Genomic DNA, 21,289 nt, shown 5'->3' with positions numbered 1-21,289 from the left:
AGCCGTGGCACGCTGATCACCCCGGCCCCATGCCGGAGAGCGCGGCGACCGAGCCGTCAGCTACACCACTCCCTGGGACACGATCCCTGCAGGGCAGGGCTCAAGCCGGCTGGCGGCTGTGGTTTCGCAATCGAATCCCTGAAGGCTTGCAGATCCATTTTTCCACCTCGGTAAGATGCAGAGCGCCAATAATACCCGCACCGGCAGCCGACCGAAAGCGTGCTTTGGGCGGGATGACCGGAATGGGCGGACGTCCGATAACCGAACGGCCAGACGGTTGATTCGATGACGTGCATGAAATAGTGCGCGCCACGACACCATGACGCCTGAGACAGCGAGGATGAGCCGATGACAGCCTCCGACAAGCCGCGCCAATTCTACCACGGCACCCGGGCCGATCTTAAGCCGGGAGACCTGATCGAAGCCGGTTACAGCTCCAATTACGGGGCGCGAAAGCAGGCAGCCTGGGTCTATCTAACCGGCACTCTGGATGCGGCTATCTGGGGTGCAGAACTGGCCGCCGGTGACGGACGCGAAAGGATCTACATCGTGGAACCAACCGGCCCGGTCATGGACGACCCCAATCTTACGGACAAGAAATTTCCCGGCAATCCGACGCAGTCCTATCGCTGCCGCGAGCCGCTCAGGATCACGGGCGAGGTCACCGAGTGGCAGGGCCACTCCCCCGAGCGGCTGAAAGAGATGAAGGACCATCTCGAACGGCTGAAGGCACAAGGTATCGAGGCAATCGATTGATCGCTGAGTTCTGCGATTGCCAAGCTTGGCTCTGACCTACGGTCGGCGGCAGTCCCCGCGAAATACGGCTCCACGTCCGCAATGGGTCCGCGAGTTGTCGTTGCTTGCAGGGCTGGAGAGCGGATGCTCCTTTTCATCTCGTCGCGAACGTGATGATCTCTGGGCTCGAAGGGCCAAGTGGGCTGCCGTCAAAGCCGCCGAATTGCTGTTCGATCCGTAGCCCCGCGTTCCCCAGCAGGCTCGATAAGGCGTCCGTCTCGAGGAATCGCAAGGTGCTGCGACTAACTTGCGGAAGGCTCGGATGCTTTCCGCCGAACCTGTGGGTGAATGTCACCGTCTGTCCATCGAACCGCATGATCACCTCTGTTGTGATCTGCACCAGCGACCCGTCAGGCAGCTCAACGACGACCGCATTTTCGGGTGTCCAGTGCTCCCACGCCCGCACCGAAGGGTTCCGCGTTTCGAACGCGAAGCATCCGCCTGGCACAAGGGCGTGTCGGACAGCCGCCATGAAATCCCTCAGGTCTTCGTCGCTGACAAGGGCCTGGAATGCGTGCCCCGTCATCACAATGAGATCAAACTCGGCTGTCCAGCCGGCCGATTGGAGATCGCCGAGAACCCATTCGATATCCGCGCGCGTTCGTGCGCGATTCAACACGCCGGGTGCTGGGTCGATGCCGCAGAGCCGCCCTGAATGTCCGGCCAGGCGTGCCTCGTGAAGGAGGGTGCCCGTTCCACATCCGACATCAAGCACCGCGTCTGCTGTTAGAATGCGGGGCAGGTAGAAATCATAGTCGTCGCGCGCAGATCTCGGGTGCCAGGCGTCGTAGACGGCAGCGAGATATGGGTCGGCGAAAAGGTGGTCGACCATAGGCGGTATTCCCAATCAACTTTGACTGTGCGAGCGGCGTCGCCGCGAGCATATAGCCCATAAGTCGCGTCGATCGTTACCGCACGACCTCGCGGTGGCGGCCGGGCAGGCGGGTGGCGATGAGCTTGTCGATGCGGCGGCCGTCGAGGTCGACGACCTCGAAGCGCCAGCCTTGCGCGTCGACACATTCGCCGGTCGCCGGCAGATGGTGCAAATGCGACAGCACATAGCCGGCGACGGTTTCGTAATCGCGGCTCTCAGGCAGGTCGATGCCGAGGACCTCTGCCATCTCGTCGGCCTGCATGTAGCCGGCGAGCAGCCATGAGCCGTCCTCGCGCTTGACGGCGTTTTCCTCTTCGCCGGCGTCGAGATCCGAACGGAAGACGCCGGTGATCGCTTCCAGAATGTCGGCCGGGGTGACGATGCCTTCGAAATGGCCGTATTCGTCATGCACCAGCGCCATCGGCACGTCGGATTCCTTCAGCGTCGCAAGCACGTCCAGCGCGTCGGCCTGGTCATGCACGATCGGCGCGGCCCGCACGTGCCGGCGCGGGTCGAGAGCGCGGCCGCCGAGCATTGCGGCCAGCACGTCGCGGGTCTGGACGACGCCGATCATGGCGTCGACGCCGCCGTCGCCGGCCGGCAGGCGCGAATGCTGGGTGTCCATCAGCAGCTTCCTGATGGCCGCCTCGTCGGATTGCAGATTGATCCAGTCGACCTCGGTGCGCGGCGTCATCACCGCGCGCACGGCACGGTCGCCGAGCCGCATGACGCCGGCGATCATCCGCCGTTCGTCGGATTCGATGGTGCCGTGGTGCTCGGCTTCGGCGACCAGCATCTTGATCTCCTCGTCGGTGACCTTATCCTCGCTCTGACCGCGCTGGCCAAGCAGCCACAGGAGGGCGCGGCCGGAAAAATCGAGCAGGAAGACCAGCGGCGCCGAGACGCTGGCGAGGATGGTCATTGCCGGGGCGACCCTGACGGCTACCCGTTCGGGGTCGCGCAATGCGATCTGCTTGGGCACCAGTTCGCCGATGATCAGCGAGCCATAGGTGATGAGGGCGACGACGATGCCGACGCCGAGCGGATCGGCGAGGCTTTCGCGGATGCCGGCCGACGCCAGGGAGGTGGCCAGCCGCTCGCCGAGCGTGGCGCCGGAAAAGGCACCGGACAAGACGCCGACCAAAGTGATGCCGATCTGCACCGAGGACAGGAATTTTCCCGGATTGGCGCCGAGCGCCAGGGCCCGGCCGGCGCCCTTGACGTTGCGGTCGATCATCGTCTTGAGGCGCGCCGGCCGCGACGAGACGATGGCGAGTTCGGACATCGACAGAAGGCCGTTCACGCAGATGAGGACGACCACGATGGCAATTTCAGCATAAAGCATGCCGGGTCCATAGCATTGCCGCGCGGTTTTCGAAAATAGGACGGTCGCGCTTTTTAAATTTAGCGAGCCGGGCAATCAGGCGGCACCCATGCCGCATCCCAGGGCGGCGCGGAAAAATGCTCGATCAGGGCGTCGACGACGACGCGCACCTTTGGCGCGAGATTGCGTGTTACCGGCCAGATGGCATGCACCACGGTGTTTTCGACAAGACAGTCCGACAGAACCATTTCGAGCTCGCCGCGCCTGATGCTGTCGGCCGTCAGCCATGTCGGCAGATAGACGATGCCGCAGCCGGCCAGTACCGCATCGAGCATCGGTTCGCCGTGGCCGAGCACCAGCCGCGCCTTGGGCGCGAATTTTTCGAGACGGCCGTCGACATGCCTGACTGTCCAGGGATGGACCGTGCCGTCGCGGCCGTAGCCGATGAGGCTGTGCCTGGCCAGGTCCTCGATCGATAGCGGCCTGCCATGGGCGTCGAGATAGGCGGGGGCGGCGCAGATGGCCGAACGTTGGGCATAGATGCGGCGCGCGGCGATCGACAAGCTGTCGTCGAGGTCGCCCATACGCACCGCCAGGTCGATGCCTTCCTCGATCAGGTCGACGCGCCGGTCGTTGAACGAGATTTCCATCGTCAGGTCCGGGAATTTTTTGGAAATGTCGAACAGCAGCGGGGCGACGCACCGCCGGCCGAAGGCCAAAGGCAGGTCGACGCGCAGCCGCCCGGAAGGCACCTGCTTGCGCGATGCCAACAGCGACCGGGCGGCTTCGATCTCGGCCAGTGCCCTGACGCAGGCTTCGTAATAGCTCAGGCCCTCGCTGGTCGGGCTGAGGCTGCGGGTGGTGCGGTTGAGCAGGCGGACGCCCAATCGCTGTTCCAGCTGCGCGATCGACTTGCCGACCGCCGATTTGGTGACATGCAGCCGTGCGCCAGCGCCGGTGAAGCTGCCGGCCTCCACCGCGTGAACGAATGCGACGATGCCTTGCAAATTGGCCGATTCCAATGAAGCGCTCCTATTGTAGAGTTTTGCTCCTTAATCTGTTGCAGAACATGCCACATGGAAGCACTTTTCTCCATAGTGAAACGGCGTAAATGTCTCGCGCAATCATCAACCACGGAGCGCGAACCAAATGAGCACCGAAAACAGATCCTGGCAGATGAACGGTTTCGGCCTGTCCAGGTTGAAGCCGGCTGATGGAAAGCTGCCCCAACCCGGGCCGCATGATCTTCTGGTACGCGTCACAGCGGTATCGCTGAATTACAAGGACAGGATGATCGTCGATGGCGTGCTGATACCGGACCTCAGCTTTCCGTTCGTGCCGACATCGGACGCGGTAGGCGAAGTAGTCGCCACCGGCAGCGAAGTCAGCCGCTTCGGCATCGGGCAGCGCGTGCTCGGCCAGGTGATCGCCGACTGGCCGGACGGCGACGCCCCGCCGGTGCTGCACAAGCATACGCTTGGTTCGTCACTGCCCGGCATGCTGTCCGAGCATGTGCTTTTTCATGAGGATGCCGCCGTGGCGGCGCCGCCGTCGCTCAGCGACGTCGAGGCATCGACGCTGCCGATCGCGGCGCTGACGGCGTGGTTCGCGCTGGTCGAGGCGGCCAAGCCGATCCCGGGGGAAACCGTTCTCATCCAGGGCACCGGCGGCGTGTCGCTGTTTGCGCTGCAATTTGCCGCCGCCTTCGGCCTGCGCGCCATCGTCACCTCGAGCAGCGACGAGAAGGTCGAGCGGGCGAAGGCGCTCGGCGCCTGGAAGGCGATCAATTATCGCAGCCAGCCGGCATGGGACGAGGCTGCGCGCGAACTGACAAACGGGGCCGGCGTCAGGCATGTGCTGGAAATGGTCGGCGGCGACAATGCGCGGCGCTCGCTCAATGCGCTGGGCGCCGACGGCAGGCTGTCGCTCATCGGCCTTCTCGGCAGCATGGAGCTCAGTTTCCCGATCATTCCGTTCCTGCGCAACCGGATCGTCGTCCAGGGCATATCGATCGGCCACCGCCGCGCTTTCGAGCGAATGAACCAGGCGATCGAGACGCTCGCGATCAAGCCGGTGATCGACAAGGTGTTTGGCTTCGACGAGGTGCCGCAGGCATTCGAGCGTCTGGAGACGGGACCGTTCGGCAAGATCGTGATCACCGTGCCCTGAGCCCGTCGGGACGAAATGGGTCAGACGGGAAGGCCGATCGCGCGCCTACGGCAGTTGCAGCAGGACGCCGATGATGGCCTTGCCGTCGGTGAAATAGGGATCGCCTTCGCCGTTGCGCCCGGTCTTCGTGGCGCCGACGCCTGGTATCTCGCTGGTCGAGATCAGCATGCCGGCGGCGGAGAGGTCGCGCATCAGCCCATCGCGCTCGGCGTCGATGTCGGGGCCGATGTGATGAGTGATCGCGCCGGTGTCATGGCTGAGGCCGACGCCGCGGTCGAAGCTTGCCGAGCCGAGCCAGAGCGGCCGGCCGTCGTCTCCGGTCGCATCGGTCTGCCAGAAGCGGACATGGTGGCGCCGGTCGGCGCTGTCACCGACCGGCTTTTCGAAGGCGAGGTCCTGGGCGCGGCCTTCGAACAGCAGCCGGCTGACCGGCGCGTCGGGATAGGGGCGGTCAAACAGCACGCTTTCGCCGATTTCGATGGCCGTCTTCAGCGTGATGGCGTCTGCCGTATCCCAGCCGGCGACGGCAAAAGCATGGACAAGCTCCTTCTTGGTGCCGACAAGGCCGACATTGATCGGATCGCCCGGAATGCCTTGCGGCGTGTGCGTCACCATCTCGAATTGCTGATTGCGAAAATTGCGGTCCCGCAACGTCCAGAACTCAGGCGCGGCGAAATAGGCGAGCGAAAGATAGGCGGCACAGCATGCCACCAGCCAGGTCGTTGCACGTCGTCGCAGGCTTCGTTGGCTCAAGAGGCACCACCCAAGCGTCTGCGCACCATCTTAACCGGCGCAGCAAGTCTTGGGCAGGGGCTGCAATCAGCGGCAGGCGCGATAGCCGTTCTTGCGGTTCTTGATGTCGAAATGGAAATGGTTGCGGTGATCGTAATTGTAGCCGGGGCCGAGCACGGTGGTGAAATACTGGCAGCCGTCGGCGCGGACATTGTTGAGGAAGCCGCGGGTGCGGAAGGCGAACAGGCCGGGCTTGCGGACGTCGATATCGTCGCCATTGTTGAGTTCGATGCTCATCACGTCGAGCGCATTGCCCTTGCCGTGTTCCGACAAAACACCTTCGCCGGCAATCCTGCGGCAGGAATAGCTCGAGCCCTGGTGGATGGTCTTGACGCCTGAGAAATAGCGCCAGCGGGCCGACGGCACGAGTTCGTTCCTGGTCCAGCCGGCAAAGGTGGCGGCCATGTCGCAGGTCAGCGTCGCGGCCGGCTTCATCTCGACACTGCCGATGGCCGAGACCTTGACCGGATAGTCGATCCCGCACTGGCCTTCATGGATCGGCGCAACGTCGGTGTAGACGACGCCGAGGCGTTTCAATTCCTTGCGGCAATCGATCTCTGTGGCCGGCATCTGTTCGGCCGGCGACATCGGGTTGTCCAGGCGCGGATAGGCGGCCGTCATAAAGGGATTGGACGGGACGAGGCGCTGCATACCCGAATATTGCGGCCCGGAATCTTGCGCGCCGGAATATTGCGGGTCGGAATTGGGCGGGACGGCAGCGGTCTGGCTGCCGACATCGACGGCCGGCTGCAGCGACAGCACGCTGCCGGTATTGCAGGCCGAGACCGCCGCAATGGCAAGCAGGGCGGCAAGCCTGCCGGCTATGCGCGCGCATTCTGTGTGCCGCACAGCGGCAAGCGCAGCGCGAAATAGCCCGGCCATCGGAAGGGTTCCTGTCCCCAGATGGCACAGACTCTAAACCTGAAGAGTAAAGGAAAAATCAGCGGCGCCGTTCACGCCTGCGGCCAAATTGCGGCGCCCCCATAGGCTAAGGTCACTGGCAAAACGTACCACCGTTGCGGCGCGGTTCGAGGTCGAAGTGGAGATGCTGCGAATGATCGGCGTCGCTGCCGGGGCCAAGCACGGTCTTGAACGGTCCGCAGGCTGCCTTGCGCACTGCGTTCAGGAATTTCGCGTCCTTTTCCGGCGGCGCCGGGCCGACATCGATCTCCTTCCCGTCCGAAAGCTTGAAGCTGGCGATATCGAGCGCGTTGCCGAAGGCGTGCTCCGACAATTTGCCGCCGCCATTGCGCGACCGGCAGACAAAGGCGGAGGCCTGGCCGATCGATTTAATATCCGCGCCGAACTCGGCCTTTGCGGCAGGCTGGATGACCGAAGCAGCAAAGCGTGCGGCCGCTTCTGCCATCTGGCAATTCAGCTCGGGCTCCGGGCCGATGGCGATGGATTTGCCGAGCGTCCTCAGCACGATCGGGTAGGGGATCGAGCAACCGACCGCCGTATCGCGCTCGGGCTTGCGCTCCACGAAATCGACGCCCATCGACTTCAGCCGCCTGCGGCAGGCCAATTCTTCGGCCGGCATTTCTTTCTCGGCAATGGCGGCCGATCGAGGATCAGGAAGGATTTTTTTCTCCTCCTTTTTGTCCGCCTCGGCCGGCTTTTCCGACGGGTTCGGTGCGCTTGCCGATGGCTCTGCCTCCGCTGGCTTTTCAGGAGGTAGTGGTGCGATCGCCGGCGGCTCCGGCTGCTTGGCGTTTGGCTGGCCGTTTTGCGGCTGAGTGGCCTGGGGCGGCTCCGGAGCATCCGCCGGGCGCGGTTCGGGGACCGGGATCTCGGTTGGTGGCGGGGGCGTGACTTGCTGGTTGAGCTGCGGAACCGGTGCAGTTTGCGGCAATTGAGGGGCCTTGGCCGATACGGACCCGGCCAGCGGCGTAGCCGCAACGGCCAGCAGCAATCTGCCCAATCTGAAAAAGCCAAACGCCGCCATTACGTCGCAACGGCCAGAATGCAGGGAAGTTGCCTTGAGCGAGGGAGGCGGCCGATCACAATCGGTAACCGCGCCGTCACGCGCCGATCGCTTCCAAGCCTTCCTCGAGCCAGTCCGCCAGCAGCGGCATGCCGAGCAGATATTTTGCCGTGCGCTTGTTGGCGCGCTCGCGGGCGGCGGACAGCGCGTCCGTCCATTCCGTAGCGTCATAGTCGCCGCGGCCGACCCAGGCCAACGCAATCAGTTCGGCCGCTTCGTCGACATTGAGATCGTCGATCAGCTCGCGCAATTCTTCTTCGGTGAGATCTTCGGAGCTTTCCTCGGCAAGGCCGTCATGATGGTGGTTGTCGTGCGCGTTGCCGTCGAGCTCTACCTCGTGCTCGGCGCCGTCGGCATAGTCTTCGTTGACGGCGGCGCTGAGCGCCTTCGCCTTCAGGATGAACAGGCGCACGGTGTCGGGACCGATCGAAAGCTCCCAGTCTCGTTCAACGCGTTGCTGCACCGGCCGTCTCCCTGCTTCGTGCTCGGTCGGCCCGATGATAGCGGATTTGCAGCGCTCGTCACATTATCTTGCGCGGCGGCGTTGATCATGAAGCATGATTTCCGATGCCCTCTCTTCCCGGGATAAGATGGCCTTGCTGGGAGAGATCGCGGTTTTGAGATAGGATGACATTTTCCGGGACGAAACGGCGTTGGCCCGGCGTTAGTGTTGCATTGTCAGTTCAAAGGAGAATTCGATGCGCAGACGATTGCTGATTTACGCCATGGCCATCGCCGCCCTGCCGCTGATTGCGGCTCCGGCGTTTTCGGCTGGAGAGGGCGGAGGAGGTGGTGGCGGCGGTGGCGGCAATGGCGGCGGCGGCCAGTCCCAGTGCAAGAAGGGGGAGGCGTGGGACAAGAAGCAGAAGAAATGCGTCTCGCCGAAGCAAGGCATGCTGGACGACGACAGCATCTACGATGCCGGTCGCGCGCTGGCGATGGATGGACGCTACGACGAGGCGATCGCCGTGCTCAGCCTCGCCGCCAACAAGCAGGATCCGCGCATCCTCAACTATCTCGGCTATTCGCACCGCCATTCCGGCCGCGTCACCGTCGGCCTCGGCTACTACGAGGAAGCGCTGCGCATCGACCCGAACTACACGCTGGTACGCGAATATCTCGGCGAGGCGCACCTGCAGATCGGCGATCTTGCCGGCGCCCAGGAACAGCTCCGCGAGATCGAGAAGCGCACGGGCAAGGGGTCTCGCGAATACGGCATGCTGTCGGAGCAGATCGATCATTTCATGAGGAGCTGATCCTCCGGAACGCTCCTCATAACCGGCTGTGAGCGATCGCAGCCGGTTTTTTGCTGTGCTGCACATGTTGGCCACAACCGAGATTTGGCATCACGGTACACGATACGATCTTGGAAACCCCCGCTTGACGTGGGGTCAGCCGTGCAATCGGTGGATGATTTTTCAAAAACCGACTTTTTGGACGTGAAAAACCCGCGAAGATTGCTATATCTTGCGAAATTGTGGTGAGACGGTTCCGTTAGCCCGAGGCTGCCGGACCGTTTTCTTTTTGTACCATCGACAAGGTCGCTCCCGATTGCGGGGGCGGCGGCAGGAAAGGTCAGGCATTATGAACAAGGTCCCGATGACAGGCGAGGGGTTCGCGTCATTGAAGGAAGAACTGCGCTGGCGCCAGCAACAGGAGCGGCCGCGTATCATCGAGGCGATTTCCGAAGCGCGCTCGCATGGCGACCTATCCGAAAATGCCGAATATCACGCGGCAAAAGAGGCACAGAGCCTCAATGAGGGCCGGGTCAACGAACTCGAGGACCTGATCGCGCGGGCCGAGGTGATCGACGTCACCAAGCTCAGCGGCGACAAGGTCAAGTTCGGCGCCACCGTGGTGCTGGTCGACGAGGATACCGAGGAGAAAAAGACCTACCAGATCGTCGGCGACCAGGAAGCGGACGTGAAGTCCGGCCGCATCTCGATCTCCTCGCCGATCGCCCGCGCCCTGATCGGCAAGGAAGTCGGCGACGCCATTGAGGTCAATGCGCCAGGCGGCGCCAGGGGCTACGAGATCGTCCAGGTGCAGTTCATCTAGGGGATTGGCGCTGCTCTGCCTTCTCCCCTTGTGGGAGAAGGTGGCCTCGCGAAGCGAGGTCGGATGAGGGGTGTTCCAGCTTGGCTCCCTCCGCACTCCGTCCAACACCCCTCATCCGTCTTGGCGCTGCGCGCCAATCCACCTTCTCCCACAAGGGGAGAAGGGAAGGGGCAACGCTGACCTTTCCGATTGAATTGATTGAGCAAATCAGCGGCCACCGGCCTGACCAAGCGTCTGGCGCTCCACAAGCCTTTCGGCTTCCGCCATCACCTCCGGCGGCGTGACGCTGTGGCCGGGCCTGGCTAGCAGCGTCGATGAGAATGGCCCGCGCGGACCGGTCAGGCCAGGCTCGGTAGCGAGGAATATCGCCACCGTCGGCAGGCCGAAAGCGCTGGCGAGATGGGTCAGGCCGGTGTCGGCGCCGATGACCAGCGCCGAGCCGCCGATGACGGCGGCGATCTCGGCTAGCGGCGACCTGGGAACCACCACGGTTTGCGAAATGGCGCGGGCGATCGCCTCGGCAACCGCCTGTTCCCGGTCGTTCGACCAGGTGGTGACCGGCGTCATTCCCATGTTCACCAGCAGGCGGGCGGTTTCGATCCAGTCCGCGACCGGCCATTTCTTGTCCTCGCGGCTGGTGCCGTGCAGCAGGAAGGCGGTCTTTTCACCGGCAAAAGTCGATCTTCCGGCTGGCGGCGCGATACCCGATTCAAGCCTGGAAAAATCCGGCTCGTAGCCGAGCGCCAGCCCGAACAGGCGTTTCGTGCGCTCGATGGCATGCAGGCCGCGCGGCACGGCATAGCGATGGCCATGAAACAGGCTTGCCGAAGGCTCGCGGGCGCTCGACCGATCGAACCCGGCGACCGGGGCTGCCGCCAGCCGCGCCACCAGCGCCGATTTCAGCAAGCCTTGTGCATCGAGGACGAGGTCGTAGCGGCAATCGCGCAAGGCGCGGCGCAAGCCGACCACTTCCCGCCATGTGCCGGGCTCGAGCAGCTTCCTGCGCCAGCGCCGGATCGCCACGCTGTGGATGGTTTGGATGGCTGGATGCAGCGCCACGATGCCGGCAAATGCCTCTTCGACACACCAGTCGAAGGAGATATCCGGCCGAGCGCGGCGCGCGTCCTCGATCGCCGGGAAGGTGTGGATGACGTCGCCCATGGACGATGTCTTGACGATCAGCACTTTCATGCGGCGGCCGGCATTTCCAGCAGCCGCTCCGCCGCCGCCACGACGCGTTCGACCTCCAGCGTGTTCAGGCAGTTGAGATGACCGAGCGGGCAGATTTTTTTGTGGCAGGGCGAACAGGACAGGCCGAGCCAGAGCAGTTCGCGGCGCTCGGCGAGCGGCGGCGTGTTCTGCGGCGAGGTCGAGCCGTAAACGGCGACTACCGGCGTGCCGACGGCGGCGGCGACATGCATCAGCCCGCTGTCGTTGGAGACGGCGAGCCTCGCCGCCGCGATCAGGTCGATGGCATCCTCGAGCCGCGTCTGGCCGGCAAGATCGACGGCGCCCGGAGCCAGCGCGGCGATTTCAGCCGTCACCCCAGCGTCGTTCTTCGACCCGAACAGCGCGACGCCAAACCCTTTCGCCATCATCTCACGGGCAAGGCCGGCATAGTGTTCGCTCGGCCAGCGCTTGGCCGGGCCGAATTCTGCGCCGGGCATGACTGCCACGAATTTCCCCGCTGTCAGCCCGAAACGGCTGAGCAGTGCCGCTTGGCTGGCTTGATCGACGGCGAGCTTCGGCGCCTGGAAGGCGCCACCACGGGCAAGGCTGAAATAGGCCTGCGCGGTGCGCCGTTTCAGGCGATCGGGCAAGGGCACGATGTCGGTCAGTAGCCCGTAGCGCATTTCCTTGAGATGGCCGACACGGCGCGGAATGCCGGCAAAGAACGGGATCAGCGCCGACTTCCAGCTTCCCGGCAGGACAAAGGCCATGTCGTAGCGGCCGCGCAGCAGGCGGCCGAAGCGCCTTCGGACGCGGAATTCGAACGCGCCGGATTGCAGCGGCAGGTCGATCTGCTGGCGGATTTCGGGCATGCGCTTGACCAGGGGTGCTGCCCACGCCGGCGCCAGCACGTCGATGGCGGCGTTGGGATGAAGCTCCTTCAGCGCCTGGAACAGGCACTGCGCCATGACCATGTCGCCCACCCAGCGTGGGCCGATCACGAGGATCGTTGGGCTTTCAGCCATTCGACATAATCTCTGACGCCGGTTTCCACTGTGCGGAACTGGCCGTTGTAACCGGCTGCGCGCAAGCGGGACATATCAGCTTGCGTAAAGCTCTGGTAGCTGCCCTTGAGGTGGTCGGGAAACTCGATGAATTCGATCTGGCCCTTGCCGAGCGTATCGATCACCGTCTCGGCAATGGCGCGGAACGGCTGGGCCTTGCCTGTGCCGCAGTTGAAGATGCCGCTCGAGCCGCGTTTCCACAGCCACAGATTGACGTCGGCGACATCGCCGACATGGATGAAATCGCGGCTCTGTTCGCCGGGCCCGAAACCACCATAGGCGCCGAACAGTTTCGGGTTCTGGCCTTGCTCGACCTGGTTGAACAGATGGAAGGCGACCGAGGCCATGGCGCCCTTATGCGCCTCGCGCGGTCCGTAGACGTTGAAATAACGCAGGCCCGCCACCGGCGAGTGGTCGGTATCGAAGACAGTGCGGCGGACATAGTCGTCGAACAGTTTTTTCGAATAGGCATAGACGTTCAGTGGGCGCTCGTATTGCGGCTCCTCGCGGAACTCGGCGCCGCTGCCATAGACGGAAGCGGACGAGGCATAGAGGAAGGGCAAGCGCAGGGCCAGGCAGGCGTGCAGCAGGCGCTTCGAATAGGCGTAGTTGACCTCCATCATGAACTTGCCGTTCCATTCGGTGGTGGTCGAGCAGGCGCCCTGGTGGAAGACGGCCTCGATGCGGCCGAGGTCGCCGGCCTCCATCCGCGCCAGAAAATCGTCCTTGTCGAGATAATCGGCGATCTCGAGATCGGCGAGGTTGGCGATCTTGTGGCCGTCGGTGAGGTCGTCGACGACGAGGATGTCGCTGAAACCCTCGGCGTTGAGCGCGGCGACGATGTTGGAACCGATCATGCCGGCGCCGCCCGTGACGATGATCATGAAAGCCTCTGGTACCTTGTGCCGGTTGTAGCCCTTGTGGGATTCTGGCCTTATAGGGGAGGCGGGCCGGGCTGTCGACAAAGCAGGTGGCGGGGCGGCCGGATGAGCGCCACAGTGCCGCCGCAAAGCTCTCGCTTCAGTCGGTGACCACCGGCGAAGCGTGACAGGAGCAAGGTAATGCCGTCAACCGAACTGCTTGTCGCCTTTTTCGCCACCACGGCGATCTTCGCCTATATCCCCGGTCCCGCCATGCTCTATGCCGCCGCGCAAACCATGGCGCGCGGCCGCTGGTCCGGGCTGATGGCGGCGCTCGGCATCCATCTCGGCGGCTACGTTCATGTCTTCGCCGCCGCTGTCGGCCTGTCGGTGCTTTTCCATGCCGTGCCGGTGCTTTACATGGCGGTCAAGCTGGTCGGTGCGCTGTATCTGGTCTGGCTCGGTGTTTCTTTGTTTCGCGCCAAGGCGCAAGGCGACGTTGTCTTGCCGGGAATTCAGCCGAAATCCGCCCGCCGCGCGTTTTTGGAGAGCGTTGCCGTCGAGGTGCTCAACCCGAAAACGGCGATTTTCTTCATGGCGTTCCTGCCGCAATTCATCGATGCCTCGGCAGCGTTTCCGGTCTGGCTGCAGTTCGTCGTGCTTGGAACGATCGTCAATTTGATGTTCTCGTCGGCCGACATTGTTTGCGTGATACTGGCCGGCGCGGTGATCGCCAGGCTGCGGCAGTCGAGCCGGGCGCAGCGCCTGATGCGGCGCGCCGGCGGTGCGGTGCTTGTCGGACTGGGCGTGCATGTCGCGTTGCAGAAAAGCTGACGCACTGTCTCGCCGCGGCGATCGGTCGAAGGCCTGCCGTTGCGTCGGCTGAAATTGCGGTATATCGGCATCGCCATGAACGGCCGGCCCTGCCCATCGAATTTCCCGTCACCGAAAATCGGCCCTCCCACGCGTTGACATGATCAAGCTGCCCTCTCCCGAACCCCTTCACCGCGCCATCTCGCGCTTCGGCAGCGCCACTGTGCTGGTGGTCGGCGATTTCATCCTCGACCGTTTCGTCAACGGCGTGATCGAGCGCATTTCGCCGGAAGCGCCGATCCCCGTGCTGCACGGGCGCGGCGAAACGCTGGCGATGGGCGGCGCCGGTAATGTCGTCGCCAACATCGTTTCGCTCGGCGCTGCCGTCATACCGGTCTCGGTGATCGGCGCTGACAAGGCCGGCAAGAACCTCATGCGCATGCTCGGCGAATTTGGCGTCGACACCGGCGGGCTGGCGCAGGATGCCGATCGCATGACGTCGTCCAAAAGCCGATTCAGCGCGCTCAACCAGCAGGTGCTGCGTTTCGACGAAGAGGAAATCAAGCCGCTGGGCGATGCCGAGCGCGCGACATTGGTCGGGCATTTTCGCGAAGCGCTGGCGCGCGCCGACATCGTCATCCTGTCCGACTATGGCAAGGGCGTGCTGCTCGACGGCGCCGCCGGCGAGCTGATCTCGATCTGTCGGGAAGCGGGCAAGCCGGTGCTGGTCGACCCGAAGGGCCGCGACTATGCGCGTTATGCCGGCGCGACGGCAATCACGCCCAACCGCAAGGAACTCGGCGAGGCGGTCGGCCGCGCAGTGTTTGCCGACGACGAAATCGAGGCGGCGGCGCGCCAGCTGATTTCGGCGCACGGTTTCGATTTCGTCGTCGCGACGCGCAGCGAAAAGGGCATGAGCGTCATCGGTGCGGACGACGCCCGCCATATCGCCACGCAGGCGCGCGAAGTGTTCGACGTTTCGGGCGCCGGCGACACGGTGATCGCGACGTTTGCACTGGGACTTGCAGCAGGCGCCGACCGCGTCATGGCCGGATCGATCGCCAACGCCGCCGGCGGCGTTGTCGTCGGCAAGCGCGGCACGGCGCGGCTGACGATCGAGGAACTCACCGGTGCGCTGTTTCGCTCGCATGGTCCGGTCGCCCACTTGGATGCGATCCTCGATGCCGCCGCCGCCGCGCGGCTGGTGGCGGGCTGGAAAGACGAGGGCTTGAGCGTCGGCTTCACCAATGGCTGTTTCGATATCCTGCATGCCGGCCATGTCAGCCTGTTGCATGCGGCCCGCAGCCAGTGCGATCGGCTGGTGCTCGGCCTCAACAGCGATGCCTCGGTGCGCCGGCTGAAAGGGCCGGGGCGCCCGGTCAACGACCAGCATGACCGGGCCTGCGTGCTGGCAGCACTTGCCTCGGTCGACGCCGTCGTCATCTTCGAGGAGGATACGCCGCTTTCGCTGATCGAGGCGCTGAGCCCCGACATACTGGTCAAGGGTGCCGACTATACGGTCGATCAGGTGGTTGGCGCCGATGTCGTGCAGAAGGCCGGCGGGCGCGTCGTGCTGGTCGACCTCGTCGCCGGCAAGAGCACGACCGGCACTATCGGCAGGTTGCGCGCCGGGAACTGAGGGTTTCATGTCCGAACTGAACGATTACCTGGCCCGCTCGGCGGCCGCGATTTCGGCGATGGTCGAGCGCGACCTGACCAGCGAGATGGAGCGGGCGGTCAGCGCCGTCGTCGCCGCGCTTTCGCAGGGCAAGGCGCTGCTGATAGCAGGCAATGGCGGTTCGGCCAGCGACGCCATCCATATCGCCGGCGAGCTGGTCGGCCGCTTCCTCAGGGAGCGCAAGGCCTACAACGTCATCGCGCTGCCGGCCAACGCGGCGGTGCTGACCGCCTGGGGCAATGATTACGGCTTCGACACGGTGTTTGCGCGCCAGGTCGAGGCGCATGGTTCGGCGGGCGCCGTGCTGCTCGCCATCTCGACCAGCGGCAATTCGCCAAGCATCCTCGCCGCCGCCCAACAGGCGCGCATGATGGGCATGACGGTGGTCAGCCTGACCGGCGACACCGGCGGCAAGCTGAAGCCGCTCTCCGACATCCTGCTCAACGTACCCTCGACCTCGACGCCGATCATCCAGCAGGGGCATTTGTGCCTCTACCACCATTTGTGCGAAATGGTCGAAACGCGCCTCTGCGACGCAGGGTGATTGCGCCAGGCCGGGTAGAGGCCGTCAATTGTCAACGGGGAGAAGGGACTAGCCGCAACGCTGGCGACCCCTCTCCCCGTCCTTCACGGGGAGAGGGGTCGGTGAGGGGCAGCCCTAGCCTGTAGCGATTATTATTTGACGCATAGCCACATTTTGTTCTTGCTTTGTGCCGGCAGCTATGCTACTAATTTCGGTATGGTGATGATTTCCACCGACGATCCCGCCCGCCGAGGCGGGTTTTTTGTTTCCGGGTTTTTGTTTCGCAGCCGCTTTGCCTGCTCTCTTAAGCCGAAAACGCCACCAGCCCTTCGTCTTTGACCCGGCGGATGGTCAGCGCGGTTCGCACCGTATCGACATTGGGGGCCGAGGCCAGTTCCTCGATGACGAAGGTCTGGAAGGTGCCGAGATCGCTCGCCACGCAATGTAGCAGGAAATCGGACTCGCCCGACACCATCCAGGCGTCGCGCACGATCGGCCAGCCGCGGGTGCGCTCGGCAAAGGTCTTGAGTTCGGCGTCGGCCTGGTGATGCAGGCCGATCAGACAGAAGGCGACGACGTCGAGGCCGAGCGCCGGAGCGTTGAGCAAAGCGCGGTAGCCGCGGATGATGCCGGCCTCTTCCAGCCGCCTGACGCGGCGCAGGCACGGCGGCGCCGAAATGCCGACGCGGCTCGACAGTTCGACATTGGTCATGCGTCCGTCCTGCTGAAGCTCGCGCAGGATCTTCCAGTCGATGGCATCGAGATCGGCCTTGATCGGCATGGTGGCTTCCGTGATGACGCGAAAGAATCTTTCGCGACTTTGTAATTAAACGACTTTGCTGTCTATTCCATCCGCTGGATCGAGGATTTTTGCATCATCTTGCTGCGGGTTGCTTGTCGCCGTCGCCGGCGCCGAAGCTTTCCGGGGACGAACGGCAACTTGCCTTGCTCGCGTCGCAGGCAACACTTACATTACGCGCAACAATCGACGAGAGTTCATGCCACAATCCATGGCTGCTCCCCGCAGAGGTTTTTCATGATCACCAAGCATGCGCCTGTTCTCATCATCGGCTCCGGCCCCGCCGGCTATACGGCGGCGATCTATGCCGCCCGCGCCATGCTCAAGCCGATGCTGGTCGCCGGCCTGCAGCAGGGCGGGCAACTGATGATCACCACCGATGTCGAAAACTATCCGGGCTTCGCCGAACCGATCCAGGGTCCATGGCTGATGAGCGAGATGCTCAGGCAGGCCGAGCATGTCGGCACCGACATCGTCAACGACATCATCACCGAAGTCGACCTCAACGTGCGGCCGTTCCGCGCCAAGGGCGATTCCGGCACGATCTATACCGCCGACGCGCTGATCATCGCCACCGGCGCGCAGGCGAAATGGCTGGGCATCCCGAGCGAACGGACCTTCATGGGATTTGGCGTTTCGGCCTGCGCCACCTGCGACGGCTTCTTCTATCGCGGCAAGGATGTCGCGGTGATCGGCGGCGGCAATTCGGCGGTGGAGGAAGCGCTCTATCTCTCCAACCTGGCCAAGAGCGTCACCGTCATCCACAGGCGCAGCGATTTCCGCGCCGAGCGCATCCTGCGCGAGCGGCTGCTGCGGAAAGATAATATCCGCGTCATCTGGGACGCGGTGGTCGACGAGATCACCGGCAGGCCCGGCAAGGCGCCGCTGCCGCCATCGGTCGAAGGGCTGAAGCTGCGCAACGTGGTGACCGGGCAGGAGATGCATCTGGTGGTCGACGGCGTGTTCGTGGCGATCGGCCACGCGCCGGCGGTCGAGCTGTTTGCCGGCAAGCTGAAGCAAAAGCCGAACGGCTATCTGTGGACGGCGCCGGATTCGACCCGCACCGATATGCCGGGCGTGTTCGCCGCCGGCGACGTGACCGACGATATCTACCGCCAGGCGGTGACGGCGGCCGGGCTCGGCTGCATGGCCGCGCTCGAGGCGGAAAAATATCTGGCGGGGATCGAGGTTCACCGCGAAGCGGCGGAGTGAATGTTGAACAAGCGGCTGAGAAAAGCCGCGCAAAAGCCTGATTTTTCATTCAGACGCCAAAACAGGCGGACGCCAGAAAACAGGACGAGGGGAAATCATGGCGTTGGATTGGGACAAGCTACGCGTGTTTCACGCCGCAGCGGAAGCGGGGTCGTTCACCCATGCCGCGGAAACACTGCATTTGTCGCAATCGGCGATCTCGCGGCAGGTCAGCGCGCTCGAGCATGACGTCGGCGTGCCGCTGTTCAATCGCCATGCCCGCGGCCTGGTGCTGACCGAGCAGGGCGAGATGCTGTTCCGCACGGCACACGACGTGCTGATGAAGCTCGAAACCATCAAATCGCGACTGACCGAAACCAAGGACCGGCCCTCCGGCGTGCTCAGGGTGACGACGACGGTCGGCCTCGGCGCAGGCTGGCTGACCGAGCGCGTGCAAGAGTTCATCGAGCTCTATCCCGAGGTCAGCCTGCAGCTCATCCTGGCCAATGAGGAGCTCGACCTCACCATGCGCCAGGCCGACTGCGCCATCCGGCTGCGCCAGCCGCAGCAGCCCGACCTCATCCAGCGCCGCCTGTTCACCGTGCATTTCCATCTCTACGCGGCGCCCTCCTATGTGAACAAATACGGCAAGCCGAATTCGATTGCCGAGCTGAAGGCCCATCGTATCGTCACCTTCGGCGTGCCGGTGCCGGCGCATCTGTCGGAACTGAACTGGCTGGAAACGGTCGGCGATTTCGAAGGCGGGCAAAGGGTGCCGACGCTGCAGATCAACGACATATTGTCGATCAAGCGGGCGGTGCAGGGCGGCGCCGGCATCGCCATGCTGCCGGATTACGTGGTCAGCAAGGATTCCGGGCTAGTGCAGTTGCTGCCCGAGACCGAAGTGCCGTCCTTCGATACCTATTTCGCCTATCCCGACGCGATGAAGAACCAGGCGAAGCTGCATGTCTTCCGCGATTTCATCATCGCCAAGGCGCGCAGCTGGTCGTTCTGATTTAATGCATGTCGCGCAAAAGTGTGCAGCGGTTTTGCGATAACGACATGCATCAAACAAGAACCTAAAGCGCGTCGCATCAGGTCGGTCGAACGCAACGCGCTTTAGGAACGCGTATCCGCCAGCGTGCTGGCGCCGTAGCGCAAACCGTCGACCAGCAGGGCAACCATGCGCCGCGCCTGGGCAGGGCCGCCGCCATGTGCCGGCATGGCAAGGCTGGCGGCCGCCCCCAACAGATCGCCCGGCTCGATATCGGCGCGCACCTCGCCGGCCGCGGCCGCTGCCTCCAGCAATGTTTGGAGCGCGGGCCGGAGCCGTTGGTTGAAATAGGCAGGCAAAGTGTCGAAGGCCGGATTGCCTGAGTACAAGGCTGCCGCGAGGCCGCGTTTTGCCGTGATGAAATCCACATAGCGCTGCATCCACAGGGCCAGCGCTTCACCGGGCTCATGCTTTCCGGCCAGGATCGGCGCGGCGTCCGCACAGGCGTCAACCTCGTTGCGGAAGACGGCCACGATCAAGTCCGAGCGCTGTGGAAAGTGGCGGTAGACGGTGCCGACGCCGACGCCAGCCTTTTCCGCGATCTCTCGCACCGGAGCCTCCACGCCGGAGGTCGCGAACACCGCCATGGCCGCCCGGAGCAACGCGTCGATGTTGCGCCGTGCGTCGGCGCGCACGTGCCGATCCGCGCGGTCGCGGGGTTCCAGACTATCGCCTTGATCCGTTTTGCCGTTCGGCGTTTTTTCGCCCATCAAATTACCTCTTGCAAACGGAACCTTGTTCCGGATATATGTGGAACGTGGTTCCGTTTGACTTGTATCTAGCACGGCAAGGCGGTGTTGGCCACACATCGGTGCACAAAAGGAGATTACCATGCAGGACAAACCCGTCGCCCTGGTCACCGGGGCCAACAAGGGCATCGGTCTTCAGATCGCCAAGGACCTCGCGGCGAACGGCCTTACCGTGCTCGTAGGATCGCGCAGGCTCGAGCATGCCGAGGCAGCCGCAAAGAGCATCGGAGAGGATGCCCACGCCCTGCAGCTCGACGTCACCGACCAGGCCTCGATCGCCGCCGCGGCAGAGCGCATCCGCATCGAAATCGGCCGCCTCGATGTGCTGGTGAACAATGCCGGCATCTCCCACGCGGGAAAGCCCGGCACGTTGTTCGAGGAGATCATCAACTCGGGCCGCCCGAGTGTTGCCTCTCTCGACGACGTACGCGCGGTGTTCGAGACGAACGTGTTTGGCATCGTCGCCGTCACGCAAGCGATGCTGCGGCTCCTTCGTGAGGCGCCGGCGGCGCGTATCGTCAACGTATCGAGCGGCGCCGGCTCGCTGACATTGAACGCGGATCCGGCCTTTCCGTACCGCGCTTCGTTTGGCGCCGTTTACAACCCGTCGAAGACGGCCGTCAACGCGATGACGCTCGCCTTCGCCATCGAGCTCGAGGAGACCGGCATCAAGGTCAACGCTGCGTGCCCGGGCTACACCGCGACGGAGCTGAACAACTTCGAAGGTCCGCGCACCGTCGAACAGGCCGCGCGGGAGCCCGTGCGCCTCGCGCTTCTCGACGCGAGCGGTCCGACGGGCACGTTCTCGAACGAGGACGGCCCGCTGCCGTGGTGACGTAGCGTTGGAGCCTGCTTCAGCCGCGCCAAGGTGTCAGGCGGGGCAGCCAGCCTGGTACGGCACGGCGGTAGGCCTCGTATTCGTCGCCGTAGCGGCGGGCAAGCGTCGGTTCCTCATATAGTCTCACGAAGGAGATCATGGCGGCCGCGGCGATGACTAGATAGGCGGCGACCGTCCAGCTCGAAAACAGCAGTGCCTGGCCGAGGACGATCGACAGCACGGCGACGTACATCGGATTGCGCACATGGCGGTAGATGCCGCCGACGACCAGCCTTTCGGTCGGCGCGACCGGGGCGGGGGTACCCAGGCCCTCTAGGGCAAACCGGGCAAAGGCGTGCAGCAGTATGGCTGTGCCGGCGACAACCAGCAGCCAGCCCACAGGAACGAAACCGGGCAGTCTCGACCAGGGCAGGCGATAGCGATCGGTCAGCAGCCAAGGCAACAGCCCGGCGACCACGCCGGGCGCTACAGCAAGGAAGATGACGCTGCCGGCGATCGCCGAAGTGGCTCGCATATAGCTCTCCTTACGGGCGCGGCCTTGAACGGTCTCCTGC

The 21,289-nt window shown here is 63.9% G+C and carries 23 protein-coding genes; 10 read left to right on the top strand and 13 right to left on the bottom strand.

Annotated elements, in window-relative coordinates; genetic code table 11:
- The first annotated feature begins 348 nt into the window (after positions 1 to 348).
- Positions 349 to 756 (top strand): NAD(+)--rifampin ADP-ribosyltransferase, encoded by a 408-nt coding sequence (arr, locus tag NKI70_RS27155; protein WP_352456964.1) that lies wholly within the window; start codon positions 349 to 351, stop codon positions 754 to 756.
- A 133-nt stretch (positions 757 to 889) separates the two neighbouring features.
- Here the strand turns inward: arr and NKI70_RS27150 are convergent, their stop codons facing one another.
- The 3 genes from NKI70_RS27150 to NKI70_RS27140 form a co-directional block, all read right to left on the bottom strand.
- On the bottom strand, positions 890 to 1,627 hold the full coding sequence (locus NKI70_RS27150; RefSeq protein WP_352456965.1) for a class I SAM-dependent DNA methyltransferase: 738 nt from the start codon (positions 1,625 to 1,627) through the stop codon (positions 890 to 892).
- Between the two features lie 76 nt (positions 1,628 to 1,703).
- Positions 1,704 to 3,014 carry a hemolysin family protein gene (locus NKI70_RS27145; RefSeq protein ID WP_352456966.1) on the bottom strand — a complete coding sequence of 437 codons (1,311 nt, stop codon included), beginning with the start codon at positions 3,012 to 3,014 and terminating at the stop codon, positions 1,704 to 1,706.
- Positions 3,015 to 3,073: 59 nt separating this feature from the next.
- The gene (locus NKI70_RS27140; RefSeq protein WP_352456967.1) at positions 3,074 to 4,015 is read right to left on the bottom strand and encodes a LysR family transcriptional regulator; all 942 of its coding nucleotides are present in this window, start codon (positions 4,013 to 4,015) and stop codon (positions 3,074 to 3,076) included.
- 127 nt (positions 4,016 to 4,142) lie between these two features.
- On the opposite strand from NKI70_RS27140, the gene NKI70_RS27135 reads away from it, so the two are divergent.
- The gene (locus tag NKI70_RS27135; protein WP_352586836.1) at positions 4,143 to 5,162 is read left to right on the top strand and encodes a zinc-dependent alcohol dehydrogenase family protein; all 1,020 of its coding nucleotides are present in this window, start codon (positions 4,143 to 4,145) and stop codon (positions 5,160 to 5,162) included.
- Between the two features lie 45 nt (positions 5,163 to 5,207).
- On the opposite strand, the gene NKI70_RS27130 is transcribed toward NKI70_RS27135, so the two are convergent.
- The 4 genes from NKI70_RS27130 to NKI70_RS27115 all read right to left on the bottom strand — a co-directional run bounded on the left by NKI70_RS27130 (position 5,208) and on the right by NKI70_RS27115 (position 8,401).
- The gene (locus NKI70_RS27130; RefSeq protein ID WP_352586838.1) at positions 5,208 to 5,915 is read right to left on the bottom strand and encodes an LssY C-terminal domain-containing protein; all 708 of its coding nucleotides are present in this window, start codon (positions 5,913 to 5,915) and stop codon (positions 5,208 to 5,210) included.
- Between the two features lie 66 nt (positions 5,916 to 5,981).
- Positions 5,982 to 6,836: an extensin-like domain-containing protein gene (locus NKI70_RS27125; protein WP_023678356.1), complete on the bottom strand. Its 855-nt coding sequence runs from the start codon at positions 6,834 to 6,836 to the stop codon at positions 5,982 to 5,984.
- Positions 6,837 to 6,948: 112 nt separating this feature from the next.
- Entirely contained in the window at positions 6,949 to 7,899 is a 951-nt protein-coding gene (locus NKI70_RS27120; protein WP_352586842.1) for an extensin-like domain-containing protein, read from the bottom strand.
- A gap of 76 nt (positions 7,900 to 7,975) precedes the next feature.
- Positions 7,976 to 8,401 (bottom strand): DUF3775 domain-containing protein, encoded by a 426-nt coding sequence (locus tag NKI70_RS27115; RefSeq protein WP_023678354.1) that lies wholly within the window; start codon positions 8,399 to 8,401, stop codon positions 7,976 to 7,978.
- A gap of 235 nt (positions 8,402 to 8,636) precedes the next feature.
- Between NKI70_RS27115 and NKI70_RS27110 the strand changes: the two genes are divergently transcribed.
- The gene (locus NKI70_RS27110; RefSeq protein WP_254819249.1) at positions 8,637 to 9,194 is read left to right on the top strand and encodes a tetratricopeptide repeat protein; all 558 of its coding nucleotides are present in this window, start codon (positions 8,637 to 8,639) and stop codon (positions 9,192 to 9,194) included.
- 328 nt (positions 9,195 to 9,522) lie between these two features.
- On the top strand, positions 9,523 to 9,996 hold the full coding sequence (gene greA, locus NKI70_RS27105; RefSeq protein ID WP_023719113.1) for a transcription elongation factor GreA: 474 nt from the start codon (positions 9,523 to 9,525) through the stop codon (positions 9,994 to 9,996).
- Positions 9,997 to 10,203: 207 nt separating this feature from the next.
- On the opposite strand, the gene waaC is transcribed toward greA, so the two are convergent.
- The 3 genes from waaC to rfaD are packed head-to-tail and all read right to left on the bottom strand — an operon-like array spanning position 10,204 to position 13,114.
- Positions 10,204 to 11,187, bottom strand: a complete 984-nt coding sequence (gene waaC, locus NKI70_RS27100; RefSeq protein WP_352567963.1) for a lipopolysaccharide heptosyltransferase I — start codon at positions 11,185 to 11,187, stop codon at positions 10,204 to 10,206.
- Entirely contained in the window at positions 11,184 to 12,191 is a 1,008-nt protein-coding gene (gene waaF, locus NKI70_RS27095) for a lipopolysaccharide heptosyltransferase II (protein ID WP_352725408.1), read from the bottom strand. The genes waaC and waaF overlap by 4 nt, the downstream gene beginning before the upstream one ends.
- The gene (rfaD, locus tag NKI70_RS27090) at positions 12,164 to 13,114 is read right to left on the bottom strand and encodes an ADP-glyceromanno-heptose 6-epimerase (RefSeq protein ID WP_352517064.1); all 951 of its coding nucleotides are present in this window, start codon (positions 13,112 to 13,114) and stop codon (positions 12,164 to 12,166) included. The genes waaF and rfaD overlap by 28 nt, the downstream gene beginning before the upstream one ends.
- A 177-nt stretch (positions 13,115 to 13,291) precedes the next feature.
- Between rfaD and NKI70_RS27085 the strand changes: the two genes are divergently transcribed.
- The 3 genes from NKI70_RS27085 to NKI70_RS27075 all read left to right on the top strand — a co-directional run bounded on the left by NKI70_RS27085 (position 13,292) and on the right by NKI70_RS27075 (position 16,125).
- On the top strand, positions 13,292 to 13,924 hold the full coding sequence (locus NKI70_RS27085) for a LysE family translocator (RefSeq protein WP_023678350.1): 633 nt from the start codon (positions 13,292 to 13,294) through the stop codon (positions 13,922 to 13,924).
- Positions 13,925 to 14,063: 139 nt separating this feature from the next.
- Positions 14,064 to 15,542, top strand: coding sequence for a D-glycero-beta-D-manno-heptose-7-phosphate kinase (rfaE1, locus tag NKI70_RS27080; protein ID WP_352586847.1), 1,479 nt, complete (start codon positions 14,064 to 14,066; stop codon positions 15,540 to 15,542).
- A gap of 7 nt (positions 15,543 to 15,549) precedes the next feature.
- Positions 15,550 to 16,125 (top strand): D-sedoheptulose-7-phosphate isomerase, encoded by a 576-nt coding sequence (locus NKI70_RS27075; protein WP_352586848.1) that lies wholly within the window; start codon positions 15,550 to 15,552, stop codon positions 16,123 to 16,125.
- 283 nt (positions 16,126 to 16,408) lie between these two features.
- Here the strand turns inward: NKI70_RS27075 and NKI70_RS27070 are convergent, their stop codons facing one another.
- Entirely contained in the window at positions 16,409 to 16,885 is a 477-nt protein-coding gene (locus tag NKI70_RS27070; RefSeq protein ID WP_023678347.1) for an Lrp/AsnC family transcriptional regulator, read from the bottom strand.
- A gap of 255 nt (positions 16,886 to 17,140) precedes the next feature.
- Between NKI70_RS27070 and trxB the strand changes: the two genes are divergently transcribed.
- Positions 17,141 to 18,115: a thioredoxin-disulfide reductase gene (trxB, locus tag NKI70_RS27065; RefSeq protein WP_352586850.1), complete on the top strand. Its 975-nt coding sequence runs from the start codon at positions 17,141 to 17,143 to the stop codon at positions 18,113 to 18,115.
- A gap of 97 nt (positions 18,116 to 18,212) precedes the next feature.
- Positions 18,213 to 19,109, top strand: coding sequence for a LysR family transcriptional regulator (locus NKI70_RS27060; protein WP_023719100.1), 897 nt, complete (start codon positions 18,213 to 18,215; stop codon positions 19,107 to 19,109).
- A gap of 104 nt (positions 19,110 to 19,213) precedes the next feature.
- On the opposite strand, the gene NKI70_RS27055 is transcribed toward NKI70_RS27060, so the two are convergent.
- The gene (locus tag NKI70_RS27055) at positions 19,214 to 19,858 is read right to left on the bottom strand and encodes a TetR/AcrR family transcriptional regulator (protein WP_023678344.1); all 645 of its coding nucleotides are present in this window, start codon (positions 19,856 to 19,858) and stop codon (positions 19,214 to 19,216) included.
- 121 nt (positions 19,859 to 19,979) lie between these two features.
- Here NKI70_RS27055 and NKI70_RS27050 point away from each other — a divergent pair, with 121 nt between their 5' ends.
- Positions 19,980 to 20,732 carry an SDR family oxidoreductase gene (locus NKI70_RS27050; RefSeq protein WP_352697625.1) on the top strand — a complete coding sequence of 251 codons (753 nt, stop codon included), beginning with the start codon at positions 19,980 to 19,982 and terminating at the stop codon, positions 20,730 to 20,732.
- Between the two features lie 19 nt (positions 20,733 to 20,751).
- Here NKI70_RS27050 and NKI70_RS27045 read toward each other — a convergent pair whose 3' ends face one another.
- On the bottom strand, positions 20,752 to 21,249 hold the full coding sequence (locus tag NKI70_RS27045; protein ID WP_023678342.1) for a methyltransferase family protein: 498 nt from the start codon (positions 21,247 to 21,249) through the stop codon (positions 20,752 to 20,754).
- Positions 21,250 to 21,289: the final 40 nt, after the last annotated feature.

Origin of the sequence: Mesorhizobium sp. M0500 (assembly GCF_040321165.1) — a bacterium.
In the GTDB taxonomy this organism is placed as follows: Bacteria; Pseudomonadota; Alphaproteobacteria; order Rhizobiales; family Rhizobiaceae; genus Mesorhizobium.
This window is presented reverse-complemented; position numbering and strand designations above follow the sequence as displayed.